Consider the following 15,282-nt stretch of genomic DNA (forward strand, 5'->3'; position numbering starts at 1 on the left):
CGCGGCGGGCGGCGAGCAGGCGGCCCAGATGGAAGTTGGCGGCGGGCTCGTCCGGCGCCACGGCCAGCACGGAGCGATAGCGCTCCTCGGCCTCGGGCAGGCGGCCGGCCTCGTGCAGGCGCAGCGCCTCGGTCAGGAGCCGGGGGAGGTGGGCAGGGTTCAGGGGCAGCATGGGATCCGATCCGGGGGGTCTGGCCCGCGACTAGCACGGACAGGGCGCGCTGTCGATTTTCGCGAACCTCCCCGGCCGATGCGGATCGCTGGCAAGGCGCCCGGCAGAGGCGGAAATGAAAAGAGCGGGCCTGAGCCCGCTCTTTCCGTTCAGGATCGGAGATCCGATCAGAACGACATCGACACGCCGACCGAGTAGGTCTCGTTGTCGTCGTCCAGGTTGCCGCCGAAGTCGGAGTCGCCGTAGCCGCCGTGCAGCTTCAGGCCGCCGCCGAGGTCGTAAGCCGCGGCGATGCCGTAGCCTTTGACTTTGTCCAGGCCGTCCATGTCGAACACGCCGTAGTTGGCGCCGATCTCGAACGCACCGGTGGTGAAGCCAGCCGACACGCCGAGGTGGTTACCGTCACGCACGTCCGAGCTGATGTCGGTGTAGGCGAGGCCAGCGACGAAGCCGTTGTTGAAGTCGGCGTTGACCGAGGCGCCGAGCAGTTCGATGTCGCCGCCGACGAACACATCGCCGTCCGTGGCGAGCGCAACCGCGTTCAGCGAGCTGCCTTGGCTGCCGAGGCCGGTGCCCAGCGTTTCGAACGTCTGGTAGGCCAGGCCGAAGCCCATGCCGAAGCCGCCGAAGTCGCCTTTGTACTTCGCACCGATGGCGTAGCCGTCGCCGTTGGTGTCGGTGTCGTCGAGCTCGGCCGAGATCGCCACACCGAAGTCGCCGAAGCTGTATTCGTAGCGGGCGATCTGGTTGTCGTACTTGCCGTCGCCGTAGGCGCCGAAGTAGCCGGCGTGGGTGGTTTCGTCGTCACCGATCGAGCCCGGGTTGCCCACGTTCTCGGTCATGGCCCAGTCCATGGCGCCGTCGATTTCGCCCATGGTCAGGGTGCCGAAGGCGCCCGAGATGAAGGCGGCTTCGTTGTCGGCCGAGAAGTTGCCGTTCGAGTCGCCTTCGTCTTTCGAGATCTCGACGCTGGCGCCGAACGCGAGGCCGGTGTCCGTCTCGCTCGTCATGGTGACGATGAGGTTCAGGTCGTTGTGGAACTGGGTCTCGTTCGTGTCACGGCCAGCCGGAAGCGGAGCAAGCAGCCCATCGCCGCCGCCGACAACACCCATCTCGGCGTAGCCCGAGAAGCTGATTTCGGCCGCAGCCACGCCCGCGGTCATCACCAGAGCCGTGGTCGCAAGAAGAATCTGTTTCATAGTTTCCCTCGTTTGTCTCGTCTGCGCCCCAGCTCAGGGGAATCCGAGTGGGCCTGCCTCTGTTTCCCTCCGGATGGGCTCGATTGCAAACGGAACGGGCCTGTTGCAGGGAAAGACGTGGATGATGGTGCAGAGTTGCCACAGTGAGCGGCAGGGCCCCGCGGCCCGTCCAAAGGTCGGAAAAACTTTCGCTTTCTGGCAGGGCCGGGCGGGATGCCTGAAAAACCTTGGCACGGTCCGGTGCCTCGGCTAGACAGCACGGGACGTCACACACGGGGGACTTCATGACCTTCCTTAGCCTCGCGCGCGCCGCCCTGCCGGTCGGGCTTGCGCTTTCGCTCTCTGCCTGCGGCGGCCTGGGTGGGGGAGACGCCTCCTCGGGCGATCGGCAGATCGAGGCGGGCGCGGCTCAGCGGCAGGCGGAGATCGCCGAGCGGAACGCGGGCGCGACGGTGGCCGGGACGGGAAGCACGCGGTCCTCGCTCTTCGACCTGTTCGGCACCAAGGACGACCCGAACACGAAGGTCGAGGTCAACAAGTATATCTGGAACGCGGCGCTCGAAGTGCTGAACTTCCTGCCGGTCCAGTCGGTCGATCCCTTCACCGGCGTGATCTCGACGGGCTACGGCGTGCCGCCGGGCGGCGGCCGCGCCTACCGCGCCACGATCTATGTGCAGGATCCGGCGCTCGATGCGCGCTCGCTCAAGGTGGCGCTGCAGGGGCAGGGCGGCGGGCCGGTCTCGGCCGAGACGCAGCGGGCGGTCGAGGATGCGATCCTCACCCGCGCGCGGCAGCTGCGCCTGCGCGACTCGCGCCTTTGATGCTGCGGCCGCCGGCCGGGCGCTCGCCCCGGCCCGCGGACCGCACCGGACGGGGGCGGCTCTGGACCTTGGGCCGCGCCTCGGTGTAACTGCGGGCGATCCTTTCCGAAGAGGCCGCCCATGTCGCGTTACGATCCCGCAGCAACCGAAAGCCGCTGGCAGGCCGCCTGGGACGCGGCGGGGGTCTTCACGGCCCGGCACGATCCCGCCCGGCCGAAATATTACGTCCTCGAGATGTTCCCCTATCCGTCGGGCCGCATCCACATGGGGCACGTCCGCAACTACACGATGGGCGATGTGGTGGCGCGGCAGAAGGCCGCCGCCGGCTACTCGGTGCTGCATCCGATGGGTTGGGACGCCTTCGGGATGCCCGCCGAGAATGCCGCGATGGAGCGGGGCGGCCATCCCAAGGACTGGACCTACGGCAACATCGCCGACATGCGCGCGCAGATGAAGCCGCTCGGTCTCTCGATCGACTGGAGCCGCGAATTCGCGACCTGCGATCCGGAATATTACGGCCAGCAGCAGGCCATGTTCATCGACATGATGGAGGCGGGCCTCGTCTACCGCAAGAATGCGGTGGTGAACTGGGACCCGGTCGACATGACGGTGCTGGCCAACGAGCAGGTGATCGACGGCAAGGGCTGGCGCTCGGGGGCGCCCGTGGTGCGGCGCGAGCTGACGCAGTGGTTCTTCCGCATCTCGGACTATGCGGGCGAGCTGCTGGAGGCGCTCGACACGCTGAAGGACTGGCCCGAGAAGGTGCGGCTGATGCAGGCCAACTGGATCGGCAAATCGCGCGGGCTGCAGTTCGCCTTCTCGACGGCCGGCGCGCCCGAGGGCTTCGACCGGCTCGAGGTCTATACGACGCGTCCCGACACGCTGATGGGGGCCTCCTTCGCGGCGATCTCGCCCGATCACCCGCTGGCCCGGCATCTGGAGCGGCACGATGCGGAGGTGGCCGAGTTCGTGGCCGAATGCCGCCGCGTCGGCACCTCGGAAGAGGCGCTGGAGAAGGCGGAGAAAAAGGGTTTCGACACCGGCATCCGCGTGCGGCATCCGTTCGATACCGCCTGGGAGCTGCCGGTCTATATCGCGAACTTCATCCTGATGGATTACGGCACCGGCGCGATCTTCGGCTGCCCGGCGCATGACCAGCGCGACTTCGAATTCGCCACGAAATACGGCCTGCCGATCCGGCCCGTCTTCGTTCCCGAAGGCGCCGAAGAGACGGAACTCGCCGAAGCCTTCGTGCCGATGAAATCCGAGCGCGTGCACTATATCCGCGGCTTTGCCGGCGCCGAGGTGCAGACCGGCGAGGAGGGCGTCGCCGCCGCCATCGACTTCTGCGAATCGCAGGGCGTGGGGCGCGGCGTCACCAACTATCGCCTGCGCGACTGGGGCATCAGCCGCCAGCGCTACTGGGGCTGCCCGATCCCGGTCATCCATTGCGAGACCTGCGGCGTGGTGCCCGAGGCCAAGGAGAACCTGCCCGTCCGCCTGCCCGACGACGTGAGTTTCGACGTGCCGGGCAACCCGCTCGACCGTCACCCGACCTGGCGCGACTGCACCTGCCCGAAATGCGGCGCCAAGGGCCGGCGCGAGACCGACACGATGGATACGTTCGTCGATTCGAGCTGGTATTACGCGCGCTTCACCGCGCCGCGGGCGGCCACGCCCACCGACGCCGAGGAAGCGGACTACTGGATGAACGTCGATCAATATATCGGCGGCATCGAACATGCGATCCTGCACCTGCTCTATTCCCGCTTCTTCGCCCGCGCGATGCAGAAGACGGGGCATCTGCCGGCGAAGGCCATCGAGCCCTTCAATGCGCTCTTCACGCAAGGGATGGTCACGCACGAGATCTATCTGACCCGCGATGCGGCGGGGCGCCCGGTCTATCACCTCCCCGAGGATGTGACCGACGGCAAGCTCGCGGACGGCACGCCGGTCAAGATCATCCCCTCGGCCAAGATGTCGAAATCGAAGAAGAACGTCGTCGATCCGATGAACATCATCCGCCAGTTCGGCGCCGATACGGCGCGCTGGTTCGTGATGTCGGACAGCCCGCCCGAACGGGACGTGGAATGGACGGCCTCGGGCGCCGAGGCGGCCTCGAAGCACCTGCATCGGGTCTGGCGTCTGGCAGACGAGATCTCGCGCGCCGACGGCGAGGCGAATGCCGAGGACGGGGCACTCGACAAGGCCACGGCGCGCGCCATCGCCGAAGTGACGCAGGGCGTCGAGGGCTTCGCCTTCAACAAGGCCATCGCCAAGCTCTATGAATTCACCAACACGCTCTCGCGGTCGGGGGCGGGCGCCGCGGCGAAGAAGCGCGCGATGCGGACCATGGCGCAGCTCATGTCGCCCATGGTGCCGCACCTCGCCGAAGAGGTCTGGTCGATGCTCGGCGGCGAGGGGCTGGTGGCGCAGGCCGCCTGGCCCAAGGCCGATCCGGCGCTCCTCGTCGACGATACGGTGACGCTGCCCATCCAGGTCAACGGCAAGCGCCGGGGCGAGATCACCGTTCCGAAGGAGATGGCCGCTTCCGAGGTTGAAAAGCTGGTGCTGGCGGACGAAGCTGTGCAGCGGGCGCTCGGAGGCGCCGCTCCGAAGAAGCTGATCGTCGTCCCGGGCCGCATCGTCAATGTCGTCATCTGACCGCCGCACCTTCCTTCTCGCAGCCCTGGCCCTGGCTGGCTGCGGCTTCCGTCCGGCCTATGGGCCGGGCGGCCCGGCCGAAACGCTGCAGGGCGCGATCCGGGTGGCGGATCCGGTCGACAAGAATGGCTTCGACCTCGTCGAACGGCTCGAAGAGCGGATCGGCCGCCCCGAGGCGCCGCGCTTCGACCTCGCCTACCGGATCTCGACCAGCATCGACAATGTGGGCATCACCTCCGCGAACTCGATCACCCGCTACAACCTGACCGGGCGCATCGCCTTCACCGTCACGAGCCGCGCCACGGGCAAGGTGGTCGAGAGCGGGACGGTCACCAACTTCACCTCCTGGTCGGCCACGGGCTCGACCGTGGCGGCGCTCGTCGCCGAGGAGGATGCGAACTATCGCCTGATGCGCATCCTTGCCGACCAGATCGTCACGCAGCTGATCGCCACCTCCGGGCGCTGGCTCGCATGATCCTGCGCGGCGCCGAGGCCGTGCGCTATCTGGCGAAGCCCGATCCCTCGCGCGCCGGTCTGCTGATCTTCGGGCAGGATTCGATGCGCGTGGCGCTGAAGCGGCAGGAGGCGGTGCTGGGCCTGATCGGCCCCGAGGGCGCGGCCGAGATGCGGCTCACGCGCCTGCCTGCCTCGGACCTGCGGCGCGATCCGGCCGCGCTGATGGACGCCATGACGGCGAAAGGGTTTTTCGAAGGCCCTCGTGCGGTGCTGGTCGAAGAGGCCGCGGACGGGCTCACCGCCCTGATCGGCGATGTGCTGAAGGAGTGGCGCCCCGGCGATGCCCAGGTGGTGGTGACCGCCGGCGGCCTCACCGGCCGCTCATCCCTGAAAAAACTTTTCGAGGCCCATCCGAACGCCGTCTGCATCGGTCTCTACGACGACCCGCCGACGCGGGAGGAGGTCGACACGATGCTCCGGCAGGCGGGTCTCGGGCAGATCGACCCGCAAGCGATGGCCGGGCTCACCGCGCTCGCCCGCGATCTCGATCCGGGCGACTTCCGCCAGACGGTCGAGAAGCTCGCGCTCTACAAGCTCGGCGATCCCGCGCCGCTCTCGGCCGCCGACGTGGCCGAGATGGCGCCCGCCTCGATCGAGGCCGGGGTCGATGAGGTGATCCATGCCGTGGCCGAAGGCCGCCGGGTCGAGGTCTCGCCCCTCGTCCGCAGGCTCGAGGCGCAGGGCGTGAATGCGGTCGCGCTCTGCATCGGCGCCATGCGCCACTTCCGCAGCCTGCACCGTCTGGCCGCGGGCGCGGATCCCGGCCGCGGCGGCTTCAACCCCCGGCAGGAGCGGATGCAGCGGCAGGCGCGGCAATGGGGCGTGAACCGGCTCGAAGAGGCGCTGGCGCTTCTGGTCGAGACCGACCTCACGCTGCGCTCGGCGAGCCGCGCGCCCGCCATGGCGGTGATGGAGCGCGCCCTCATCCGGCTCTGCACGGTGCGCTGACGGCTGATTTCGGCCGCTTCGCCGCGCCGCCCTCTACCGGGGGTGAATCCGGTTTCGGAACATGCTACATCCTGTGGAAGCAAAACAAGAAACGCGGAGCAGACAATGAACAGGCTTTCCCTGCTCGCCCTCGTGGCGGCGCTTTCGGCATCGCCGGCGGCAGCGCAGATGACGGGTGCGACCCTCGATTTCGGCCATTCCCTCTTCACCGAAGACAGCGGCATCTCGAAGACCAGCCTCGGCGGCAGTGCCGAATTCGGCTTCGGCACCAGCTTCGCGCTGCAGGGCGATCTCGGCTACAGCCGCCTGCACGGCGTGGATGAGAATGCGACCGCCGCCGCGCTGCACGGCATGGTCTATGTGAACCCCGAGACCGCCATCGGCGCCTTCTACGGCATCGAGGATCTGGCCGGCGACAGCGTCGACTTCTACGGCTTCGAAGTGGGCCAGAAGAGCGACCTTTTCGACGTCGAGGCCTATGTCGGGCGCGCCGACAATTCCGGCCTGACCGGCTCGATGATGGGGCTCGAGGGGCGGGTGCTGATGGCCAGCGGCTTCGGCGTCGGCGGCAAGGTGAACCATCTCGATGTCGAGGGGCTCGACACGACCCGATTCGGCCTGACCGGCGACTATACGCTGCCGAACGGGCTGGCGCTGACGGCCGAGATCGGCGGCGTGAATGCCGACGATCTGGGCCTCGACGGGACCGAGCCCTATGTGGGCATCGGCGCCCGCTTCGACTTCGGCCGCGGGGCGATGTTCAGCCGCCGTTCGCTCAGCGCGGTCGCGCCGGGCCTGTGACACGGGCCGCCGCGCGGCCGGCATGACGGCCGGTCGCGAGGCAGCCGGTGAGGAGGTAGCCGCCCGTCGGCGCCTCCCAGTCGAGCATCTCGCCGCAGGCGAAGACCCCGGGCAGGGCCCTCAGTTCGAGATCCTCCGTCAGCGCGGCGCGGGCGATCCCTCCCGCGGTCGAGATCGCCTCGTCGAGCGGCCGGGGCCCGGCAAGCGGCACCGGCAGCTCCTTCAGCCGGCAGGCCAGCGCCGCCCCCGCGGGCAGGGGCCGGGCGAATTCCTGCACCAAGGCCACCAGCGCCGGAGAAAGCCCCAGTTTCCGCAGCCGGTTGGCAAGGCTCTCGCCCGGCTTCCCGCGGGCAAGCCGCGCCGCCACCTCCTCCTCGGACAGATCCGGCAGCAGATCGAGCGCGAGCCCCGCCCCCTCGCGCAGCGCCCGCGAGACGGCATAGATCCCGCCGCCCTCGAGACCCCGCTCGGACAGGACGAACTCGCCCCGCTCGCGCCGCTCTCCCACCAGAAGCGCCACGCCCTTGACCGGCGTGCCGAAATGGCGCGCCATATGCGGCGTCCAGTCGATGCGGAAGCCCATGTTGGCGGGCCGGAAAGGGGCGATCTCGACCCCTTTTGACGCGAGCCACGGGGCCCAGGCGCCGTCCGAACCGAGCCGAGACCAGCTCGCCCCGCCGAGTGCCAGCACCGCGACCTGCGGCGCAAGCTCGATCCCGCCCTCGGGCGTGGCGAAGCGGAAGCCCGCGCCGAAGCCCTCCCACCGCCAGCGGGTGCGGATCTCGACCCCGAGCCCCGCCAGCCGCGCAAGCCAGGCGCGCAACAGCGGCGAGGCCTTCATCGCCTGCGGAAACACCCGGCCGGACGAGCCGGTGAAGACCGGCTGGCCCAGCGCCCGGCACCAGTCCTGCACCTCCCGGGGGCCGAAGCTGTCGATCATCGGCGCGAGCCAGTCCGCGGCCTCGGCATAGCGGGCAAGGAACGGCTCCGGCGCCTCGTCCTTGGTGATGTTGAGGCCGGACTTGCCGGCCATCAGCAGCTTGCGCCCGACGCTGGGCTTGGCCTCGCAGATCACGGTGCGGCGGCCCGCGCGCGCCAGCTCTTCGGCCGCCATTAGGCCGGCCGGGCCGCCGCCGATCACCAGAGCATCCATCCTGTCCGTCCCGCCTCGCCTCGGGGGCACCCTAATCGAGCGGACCGGGCTTGGAAATGGCGCGAGCCGCCCTTTCGCCCCGGACCTTGCGGGAGGCGCCCCCACGGGCCGCAGGGTGGCCCTTCGCGCAAGACGACGGCCGCCCCGGGCGAAGGGCGGCCGTCCCCGGGGCACAGGCGCTCAGAAGGTCGGGTCCGGCAACTGCCGTCCGTTCGGCCAGGGCCGGGCATCGGTGCAGGGCACCAGCGCCACGGCCGAGGTCGCGTAATGCGCCGCGCCATAGACATGCATGTCGCCCGATCCGTCGGCATAGGCATAGCTCGAGGGGTTGGCGAATTTCGCCGCCACGTCGAACATCGGATAGAGCGACCAGCCCGCATCCCAGCTCTGATGCCGGGCGATGTTCGGCGTGCAATAGACCTCGATCCCGTCGACGAAGGCATAGATCCAGTCGCGATCCACATAGGCCGCATAGTCATGGATCTGGGAATAGGCGTCGAAGCTCGCGAAGCCCAGCTTGCGCAGGTCGAACTTCAGCGGCGTGCGGGTCTTCACATCGAGCCCGCCATAGGGGCCGGAATGGCCGGTGCAGGTCGACCAGCCGCCATCGGGCCAGCTGCCGTAGATCCCGTTGAAATGCTCGAAGATGTCGAGTTCGGGCGGCCAGCCGTCCGCCAGCAGCCAGAAGGCGGGCCAGGAACAGAGGCGGCTCGCGGTCATGCAGCGGGCGGTCCAGACGCCGGTCTTGCCGCGCCACTCGGGCAGGTTCTGCGCGATGAGCGCCGAGGCCTGATGGTAGAAGATCCGGTCGCCCCCCTCCGCCGCGAAGGTCACGGGCGCGGGCAGCCGGCAGGAGCGCAGGCGGATCGCCTTGCGGCCCTGCCGGTCGGTGACGCGGGCATGGGGCGCGGCCGACTGGGTGGGCCAGACATCCGCGTTCATGTAGAGCCCGACCTCGCCGTTCCCGTCCTGGGTGTAGCCATGGGCGAGGCGCGCGCGCCAGCAGGGGGTGCCCGTGGCCGCGTTGCCCGCAAACCCCGTGTCCGACCACTGGACGGTGGCCGGATCGAGGCTCGCCCTGGGGCTTCCGGTGAAGGTCAGCCGCATCGGTGCGCGGTGCCGGGGCAGGGTCGCGGGCAGCGCATTGACGGCGCCCTCGCGGATCTCGATGAAGCCCGTGACCGGCGCGGCGCTGCGCCAGCCGCCCATGTCCGTCGCGATCGAGAAGGCCACCCGGTTGCCCGCCGCCCGCCCGTATTGCATGTCGACGGTCAGCCACATCTCGCGGTCGTCGCCGGGGCGCCAGACCGCCCAGTAATCCCCCACCCACAGGGCCTGGTCGCCGCCGACATTCATCCCGCCGCCGTTCACGTTGCTGACCGAGGGGCGCCCGATGGCGGTCATGCGGATCGGCTGGTCCGCCGTGACCTTCACATGGGCATGGCGCTGGCCCGGAGGCACATGCACCGTGCGCGCCGCCTCGTCGTCGAAGGCGATGACCGGCAGCGGCAGCGTGCCGAGCAGGTCCCACGGAAGCGTCTCGGCGGCCGTGCCCGTGTCGGCCGGACGCGGCAACACCGCCCAGGAGATCTGCTGACAGCGCAGCGTCACGGCCACATTCGCCCCGCTCGCGCAGATCCCGGCCCAGCCCGCCCCCGTGACCGGGCTCGGGTCGGTGAGGCTGCCCGTCCAGTCGGCGGGCTCGGCCGCGCCTCGGGCCCAGGCCTTCCACGACAGCGTGGCGCCGACCAGCCGCACGCGCAGCCAGTAGTCGCCCGCCGCCGACCGCGCGAAGGCGACGTTCGACAGGCCCGTCGCCACGCCCGCGCTGAAGCGCGCCACCTGCAGCGAGGGGCCCGCGGGATTGGTGCTGAACATCACCCGGTAGCCGGTTTCGGCGCCGGCCGCGCCCGAGGCCCGCAGGGCGAGCCCCGCATAGCCTGCGGCCTCGGCGAAGGTGAACAGCGCCAGCATCTCGAGGTCTCTGGTCCCGTTCAGCGCATCGCAGGCCAGAAGCGTCCGGGCGCCGCTGGCGGGCTGCGCCTGAAGGTAGCCGCCCTTCTCGATCCAGCTCAGCGCGTGCCAGACCTGCGTCCAGCCGCGCGGCGCCGTGCCGGTGCCATCCTCGAACAGATCGGCGGTGGGCGGGGCCGCCTCCTCCAGAGCGCCGATGCGGCCCAGGGCGGCGGTGAGGCCCGTGTCGACCCGGCTCACCGCCGCCTGCACCCCCTCGATCCGGGCGGCGAGGTCGGCGTCCTGCTGCGCCGAGGCCTTCACATGGGCGGCAAGCCGCGCCTCGAGAGCGGCGACCTGAGCCACCTGCGCGTCGAGAAGAGGGATGATGTCGGGGTCGATTGCCATGGCACGTCCTCTGCTGCGCTGGGCGCCGCCAGAGGGCAGCGCCTTCGTCAGAGGGTGATGGCCTGCAGAGTTTGAGAAAGGTGAACCCCACCGCGCGGTGCCCTGCAACGCGCCCGAGATGCTCAGCCCCTCGCCCGGAGCGAGCCGCGGCGCGCCGCAAGAGGGCGCCCTAGCAGCGGGCCTGCCCGCCGCACCGGCAGAACGCCCTCGGCCGCCCGCTGGCAAAATCAGCGCCTTCACCGGGCCCCGCCCGCACCGGCGGAACGCCCTCAGCCGCCCGCCGGCAGAATCAGCGCCTTCACCGCAGCGACGCCCTGCGCCACCAGCTCCGGCCGGCCCCTCGCCTCGACGTTCAGCCGCACCACGGGCTCGGTGTTCGAACTCCGCAGGTTGAAGCGCCAGGAGCCGAGGTCGAAGCCGAGCCCGTCCATCTCGTCCACCGCCCGCGCCTCGGGCGCGAAGACCTGCCGCACCCGCGCCATCGCGGCCGCCGGATCCTCCAGCACGAAATTGAGCTCGCCCGAGGAGGGAAAGGCCGCCCTGCGGTCCGCCACCAGATCCGCGAGGCGGCCGTGGCGGCTTACCAGCTCGGCCACGAGCAGCCAGGGGATCATCCCGCTGTCGCAATGGTAGAAGTCGCGGAAGTAATGGTGCGCCGACATCTCGCCTCCATAAAGCGCCGCCTCGTCGCGCATCGCCTGCTTGATGAAGGCATGGCCGGTCCGGGTCTGGACGGCGCGCCCTCCGGCACGGGCCACCACATCCTGCGTGTTCCAGATGATCCGCGGATCGTGGATGACGGTCGCTCCCGGATGCCGCGAGAGAAAGGCCTCGGCGAGGAGGCCCACCACATATTCGCCGTCGATGAAGCGGCCCTCGTGGTCGAAGAAGAAGCAGCGGTCGAAGTCGCCGTCCCAGGCCACGCCGAAATCGGCGCCGGTCTCGCGCACGCGCAGGGCGGTGGCGGGCCGGTTCTCGGGCAGGAGCGGGTTCGGGATGCCCGCGGGAAAGCTGCCGTCGGGCGCATGGTGCATCCGCTCGAAGCTGAGCGGCGCCCCCAGCGTCTCGAGACGGGCCGCGATGGCGTCGAAGGTGGGCCCCGCCGCGCCGTGGCCGGCATTGACGAGGATCTTCAGGGGCTTCAGCGCCGCCACCTCGACGAAGGAGAGCACGCGCTCGACATAGGCCCGCCGCGCCTCCTCTGCCACCGGGACGACCGCCCCGCCCGGACGGGCCGCGCCGAAGTCCTCCGCCTCGGCCAGCTCCCGGATCCGCGCAAGGCCGCTCGCCGCATCCAGCGGCGCCGAGCCCTGCCGCACCATCTTCATCCCGTTGTAATCCATGGGATTGTGCGAGGCCGTCACGCAGATCCCGCCGTCGGCCCCGAAATGGCTCGTGGCCGCATACATCTCCTCGGTGCCTGCGAGACCCAGATCCAGCACCCGGCAGCCCTCGTCCCCGAGGCCCTCCGCCACCCGCGCGGCCAGCGCCTCGGACGAGGCGCGGATGTCGCGGCCGAGCACCACCGTCCGCGCGCCGAGCGCTTGGGCGAAGGCGCGCCCGATCCGGTAGGCGATCCCCTCGTCGAGATCGACGCCCAGCCGCCCGCGGATGTCATAGGCCTTGAAGCAGCCGAGCGAGCTCATCCCCGCGCGCCCTGTCCGCGGGCATAGACATCCTCGTAGCGGATGATGTCGTCCTCGCCGAGATAGGCGCCGGTCTGCACCTCGATCAGCGTCAGCGGCACCTTGCCCGGATTCTCCATCCGGTGGCGCGCGCCGAGCGGGATATAGACCGACTGGTTCTCGGTCACGAGCGTCACCTGATTGTCGATCGTGACCTTCGCCGTGCCCTCGACCACGATCCAGTGCTCGGCGCGGTGGTGATGGCTCTGCAGCGAGAGGGTCGCGCCCGGCGTCACGACGATGCGCTTGACCTGAAAGCGCGGCCCCTTCACGAGGCTCTCGTACCAGCCCCAGGGCCGGTAGTCGCGCGGCAGCGTCTCGGCCTGCTCCACGCCCTTGGCCTTCAGTGCCGCCACCGCCCGCTTCACCTCCTGCGCCCGGTCCTTGTGGGCCACCAGCACCGCATCGGGCATGGCCACCGCGATGATGTCGGTGAGGCCGATCCCCACCAGTTGCTGCGCGGCGTTCGTCGCCTGCAGGAGGCTGTCGTGGCAGTCGATCGCCGTGGCGGGGCCGCTCAGCACGACGCCCCCCTCCTGCGGCGGCGCTTCGCGCCAGACCGCCTGCCAGTCGCCCAGATCCGACCAGGCGCCCGCATAGGGCACGACGGTCAGGTTCTCCGCGCGCTCCATCACCGCATAATCGATCGAGATGTCGGGCAGATCCGCCCAGGGGCCGGGCGCGAGCCGCGTGAAGGAGAGGTCCTTCTCGGCCGCCTCCACCGCCTGCCGCACCGGAGCCAGCACCTCGGGCGCGTGCCGCTCGAGCGCCTCGAGGATCGCGGTGGTGGTGAAGAGGAAGATGCCCGCGTTCCACAGATGCATCCCGCCCGACAGCAGCCGTTCGGCCGTGGCGAGGTCCGGCTTCTCGACGAAGCTCCGCAGCGGCTGCGGGTCGGGCGCGAAATCGGCGGTGGGTGTCGAGAGTTCGAGCCAGCCGTAGCCGGTCTCGGGCCGGTCGGGGCGGATGCCGAAGGTCACGATCTGCCCCGCCCGCGCGGCGGGGGCGGCGGCCTGCACCGCCGCGCGGAAGCGGTCCGCATCGGGGATCACATGGTCCGAGGGCGCCACGAGCATGAGCGCCCCCGGCGTGCGCGCCTCGAGCGCCAGCGCGGCCGCGGCGATGGCGCCCGCCGTGTTGCGGGCCTCGGGCTCGATCAGGACGCAGGCGGGCTGGATCTTCAGCGCGGCGAGCTGCTCGATCACCACGAAGCGGAAATCGCTGGCGGCCACCACGGTGGGGGCGGCGAAGCCCGCCCCCGACAGGCGCTGCGCCGAGGCCTGATAGAGGCTCTCGTCGCCCGTCAGCCGGGCGAACTGCTTGGGATAGGATTTGCGCGACAAAGGCCACAGGCGTGTGCCCGAACCGCCGCACAGAAGAACGGGATGAATGAGATCGCTCAATGGGGCCATCCGTCATCAAATGAATGACACCTTTGTAGCAGGCGCAGGCCTTTGCTTCGACGGACTTTGTGTCGGCCCGAGGCATCGGAATGGCGAGGCCGCCTCCTCGGCGCGTCCTCCTTCCGGTAGGGCAGGTGGAGCGCAGCCGACCCTTGGGGCAGTCGCATCCTCCTTGAGGGTTAAGGAAATTACCTCATCTGGAGAAGTATATATGCATTTCGGGGAAGCGTCCCACAGCAAGCGGTCGGACGGGATCCGCAGCCTGCCGCTCGACCGTGAGGGTCGAGCTGACGCGCCATGCAGGATCGGGCGGGGAGGCCCCGCCCGGAACCGTCAGGCGTTGAAGAGGAAATGCAGCACGTCGCCGTCCTGCACCTCGTAGGTCTTGCCCTCGATGCGGAACTTGCCCGCCTCCTTGGCGCCCGCCTCGCCGCGGCCTGCGACATAATCCGCATAGGCCACCGTTTCGGCGCGGATGAAGCCCTTCTCGAAATCGCCGTGGATCACGCCGGCCGCCTGCGGCGCGAGCATCCCCTTGGTGATGGTCCAGGCGCGCGCCTCCTTCGGCCCCACCGTGAAGTAGGTCTGGAGCCCCAGAAGCTCGTAGCCCGCGCGGATCAGCCGGTCGAGGCCCGCTTCCTCGAGCCCCATCTCCTCGAGGAACATCCCGGCCTCCTCGGGGGGAAGCTGGGCGATCTCCTCCTCGATCCGCGCCGAGATCACCACGGTTGCCGCCCCCTGCGCGCGCGCCATCTCGGCCACGCGGGCCGATTGCGAATTGCCCTTGGAGGCCGAGGCTTCCTCGACGTTGCAGACATAGAGGACGGGTTTCGAGGTCAGAAGCTGCAGCATCCGCCAGGCGCGCTGGTCGTCTGCCGAGACGGTCACGCTGCGCGCGGGCCGGCCCGCTTCGAGCGCGGCCATGGCGACGCGCAGGAGCCGGTCCTGATCCGCCGCCTCCTTGTCGCCGCCCTTCAGCTTCCGCGCGAGGTTGGCCAGCCGCCGCTCGATCGATTCCATGTCCGCGAGCATGAGCTCGGTCTCGATGGTCTCGGCGTCGGCCACGGGGTCGATGCGGCCCTCGACATGGGTGATGTCGCCATCCTCGAAGCAGCGCAGCACATGGGCAATGGCGTCGCACTCGCGGATGTTGGCGAGGAACTGGTTGCCGAGCCCCTCGCCCTTGGAGGCGCCGCGCACGAGGCCCGCGATATCGACGAAGGTCATGCGGGTCGGGATGATCTGCTTCGAGCCCGCGATCTCGGCGAGGATCTCGAGCCGGGCGTCGGGCACGGCCACCTCGCCCACGTTGGGCTCGATGGTGCAGAAGGGAAAGTTCGCCGCCTGCGCGGCGGCGGTGCGGGTGAGGGCGTTGAAGAGCGTGGATTTGCCCACGTTCGGCAGGCCGACGATCCCCATGCGGAAGCCCATGATCCACTCCTTGAAGGTTTGCCGCTTCATAGGGAAGCCGCCCTGCCAAGGCAAGCCGGGCGCCGAACGGACCGCCTCGGAGGCAGGCGGACCCGCGCCGCCTCCTCGCGGCGCGCAGGCCCCGTGAG

At 69.9% G+C, this 15,282-nt stretch carries 11 protein-coding genes; 5 read left to right on the top strand and 6 right to left on the bottom strand.

What is annotated here, in order from left to right; genetic code table 11:
* Positions 1–339: 339 nt before the first annotated feature.
* On the bottom strand, positions 340–1,371 hold the full coding sequence (locus A9O63_RS02310; protein WP_069330479.1) for a porin: 1,032 nt from the start codon (positions 1,369–1,371) through the stop codon (positions 340–342).
* Between the two features lie 284 nt (positions 1,372–1,655).
* Between A9O63_RS02310 and A9O63_RS02315 the strand changes: the two genes are divergently transcribed.
* The 5 genes from A9O63_RS02315 to A9O63_RS02335 all read left to right on the top strand — a co-directional run bounded on the left by A9O63_RS02315 (position 1,656) and on the right by A9O63_RS02335 (position 7,121).
* A complete protein-coding gene (locus A9O63_RS02315) occupies positions 1,656–2,192 on the top strand; it encodes a DUF3576 domain-containing protein (protein WP_069330480.1) in 537 nt (178 codons plus the stop codon).
* A 120-nt stretch (positions 2,193–2,312) separates the two neighbouring features.
* Entirely contained in the window at positions 2,313–4,856 is a 2,544-nt protein-coding gene (gene leuS / locus A9O63_RS02320) for a leucine--tRNA ligase (RefSeq protein WP_069330481.1), read from the top strand.
* A complete protein-coding gene (lptE, locus tag A9O63_RS02325; protein ID WP_069330482.1) occupies positions 4,843–5,331 on the top strand; it encodes an LPS assembly lipoprotein LptE in 489 nt (162 codons plus the stop codon). The genes leuS and lptE overlap by 14 nt, the downstream gene beginning before the upstream one ends.
* The gene (holA, locus tag A9O63_RS02330; RefSeq protein ID WP_069330483.1) at positions 5,328–6,320 is read left to right on the top strand and encodes a DNA polymerase III subunit delta; all 993 of its coding nucleotides are present in this window, start codon (positions 5,328–5,330) and stop codon (positions 6,318–6,320) included. Before lptE ends, holA begins: the two co-directional genes overlap by 4 nt.
* Positions 6,321–6,425: 105 nt before the next feature.
* Positions 6,426–7,121 carry a hypothetical protein gene (locus tag A9O63_RS02335; RefSeq protein WP_069330484.1) on the top strand — a complete coding sequence of 232 codons (696 nt, stop codon included), beginning with the start codon at positions 6,426–6,428 and terminating at the stop codon, positions 7,119–7,121.
* Here A9O63_RS02335 and A9O63_RS02340 read toward each other — a convergent pair.
* The 5 genes from A9O63_RS02340 to ychF form a co-directional block, all read right to left on the bottom strand.
* Positions 7,096–8,274: a TIGR03862 family flavoprotein gene (locus tag A9O63_RS02340; protein ID WP_069330485.1), complete on the bottom strand. Its 1,179-nt coding sequence runs from the start codon at positions 8,272–8,274 to the stop codon at positions 7,096–7,098. The genes A9O63_RS02335 and A9O63_RS02340 overlap by 26 nt on opposite strands.
* Before the next feature lie 180 nt (positions 8,275–8,454).
* Positions 8,455–10,635 carry a LamG domain-containing protein gene (locus A9O63_RS02345; protein ID WP_069330486.1) on the bottom strand — a complete coding sequence of 727 codons (2,181 nt, stop codon included), beginning with the start codon at positions 10,633–10,635 and terminating at the stop codon, positions 8,455–8,457.
* Between the two features lie 269 nt (positions 10,636–10,904).
* The gene (locus A9O63_RS02350; RefSeq protein ID WP_069330487.1) at positions 10,905–12,281 is read right to left on the bottom strand and encodes a phosphohexomutase domain-containing protein; all 1,377 of its coding nucleotides are present in this window, start codon (positions 12,279–12,281) and stop codon (positions 10,905–10,907) included.
* Entirely contained in the window at positions 12,278–13,732 is a 1,455-nt protein-coding gene (locus A9O63_RS02355) for a mannose-1-phosphate guanylyltransferase/mannose-6-phosphate isomerase (RefSeq protein ID WP_069330488.1), read from the bottom strand. The genes A9O63_RS02350 and A9O63_RS02355 overlap by 4 nt, the downstream gene beginning before the upstream one ends.
* Before the next feature lie 324 nt (positions 13,733–14,056).
* Positions 14,057–15,154, bottom strand: coding sequence for a redox-regulated ATPase YchF (gene ychF / locus A9O63_RS02360; RefSeq protein ID WP_069330489.1), 1,098 nt, complete (start codon positions 15,152–15,154; stop codon positions 14,057–14,059).
* Positions 15,155–15,282 lie beyond the last annotated feature (128 nt).

Origin of the sequence: Cereibacter johrii (genome assembly GCF_001720585.1) — a bacterium.
Taxonomy (GTDB): Bacteria; Pseudomonadota; Alphaproteobacteria; order Rhodobacterales; family Rhodobacteraceae; genus Cereibacter_A; species Cereibacter_A johrii.

What these genes read in the sequence shown, in the direction of transcription:
- A9O63_RS02310 (WP_069330479.1), bottom strand. Translation starts at nt 1,371, where the DNA reads ATGAAACAGATTCTTCTTGCGACCACGGCTCTGGTGATGACCGCGGGC.
- A9O63_RS02315 (WP_069330480.1), top strand. Translation starts at nt 1,656, where the DNA reads ATGACCTTCCTTAGCCTCGCGCGCGCCGCCCTGCCGGTCGGGCTTGCG.
- leuS (WP_069330481.1), top strand. Translation starts at nt 2,313, where the DNA reads ATGTCGCGTTACGATCCCGCAGCAACCGAAAGCCGCTGGCAGGCCGCC.
- lptE (WP_069330482.1), top strand. Translation starts at nt 4,843, where the DNA reads ATGTCGTCATCTGACCGCCGCACCTTCCTTCTCGCAGCCCTGGCCCTG.
- holA (WP_069330483.1), top strand. Translation starts at nt 5,328, where the DNA reads ATGATCCTGCGCGGCGCCGAGGCCGTGCGCTATCTGGCGAAGCCCGAT.
- A9O63_RS02335 (WP_069330484.1), top strand. Translation starts at nt 6,426, where the DNA reads ATGAACAGGCTTTCCCTGCTCGCCCTCGTGGCGGCGCTTTCGGCATCG.
- A9O63_RS02340 (WP_069330485.1), bottom strand. Translation starts at nt 8,274, where the DNA reads ATGGATGCTCTGGTGATCGGCGGCGGCCCGGCCGGCCTAATGGCGGCC.
- A9O63_RS02345 (WP_069330486.1), bottom strand. Translation starts at nt 10,635, where the DNA reads ATGGCAATCGACCCCGACATCATCCCTCTTCTCGACGCGCAGGTGGCT.
- A9O63_RS02350 (WP_069330487.1), bottom strand. Translation starts at nt 12,281, where the DNA reads ATGAGCTCGCTCGGCTGCTTCAAGGCCTATGACATCCGCGGGCGGCTG.
- A9O63_RS02355 (WP_069330488.1), bottom strand. Translation starts at nt 13,732, where the DNA reads ATGGCCCCATTGAGCGATCTCATTCATCCCGTTCTTCTGTGCGGCGGT.
- ychF (WP_069330489.1), bottom strand. Translation starts at nt 15,154, where the DNA reads ATGGGCTTCCGCATGGGGATCGTCGGCCTGCCGAACGTGGGCAAATCC.